Source organism: Halorubrum sp. C191, from assembly GCF_002727095.1.
GTDB classification, from domain to species: Archaea; Halobacteriota; Halobacteria; order Halobacteriales; family Haloferacaceae; genus Halorubrum; species Halorubrum ezzemoulense.
The window spans coordinates 1-560 of sequence record NZ_NHNZ01000155.1 but is presented as its reverse complement, the minus strand read 5'-3'; the positions used below and the strand labels follow the sequence as shown (position 1 = coordinate 560).

Annotated in this window: 1 protein-coding gene; it reads right to left on the bottom strand. The window is 66.6% G+C overall.

The annotated features are described in order from the left end of the window. Positions 1-102 precede the first annotated feature (102 nt). Positions 103-420 (bottom strand): hypothetical protein, encoded by a 318-nt coding sequence (locus Z052_RS14690; RefSeq protein ID WP_094534061.1) that lies wholly within the window; start codon positions 418-420, stop codon positions 103-105. Positions 421-560 lie beyond the last annotated feature (140 nt).

The window sequence follows — 560 nt, the reverse complement described above, 5'->3', positions numbered from 1 at the left end:
GTCTCGTGGGCTCGGTGGAGCAGGAGGAGGATGAGGCGACGGTACTCGTTCGAGTAGGCCTTCGCGAGCCGGCGGAACCGAGGACTGTCGAGGTGGACTCGATCAGTCATCGTCGCGAGCCTCCAGACAGGAAGCTAGCTGACTGCTCTTCTTGCTCTTGACGACGCCCTCACCGACTGAACGGCTGAACGGACCACCTTCCCAGTCGTCGGCCTCTCGCGGGTCCGGTAGGTCCCGCTCGGGGCAGTCGAGGAGGTGGCCGTACTCGGTCCCGTTCGACTGGTTGCGGGTACAGCGAGCGCCGCAGGCGTGGCACCAGAACTCGCCGGGACCGTCCGCCGTGAGCGTGGTGCCGGTGTTGAGGTCTTGCGCTTCCGTGGAGTCTATACCGCCGTCGTCGGTAGTGTCAGGTGCTGACATGGTTGCTTGGTGACCGTGTGAGCATCGGGCCGGTGCTGGGACACCGGCCTTCGCGGCGCGTGCCCGATGCGAGGTGCCTCGCCCTTCCGGGGTCATCGGCGAGGTCGTCGATCAGTCCGGCGGGTCGAGCCCACGAGACT

Bases quoted from the DNA above. Each gene is read 5' to 3' on its own strand.
- Z052_RS14690 (WP_094534061.1), bottom strand. From the start codon at position 420: ATGTCAGCACCTGACACTACCGACGACGGCGGTATAGACTCCACGGAA.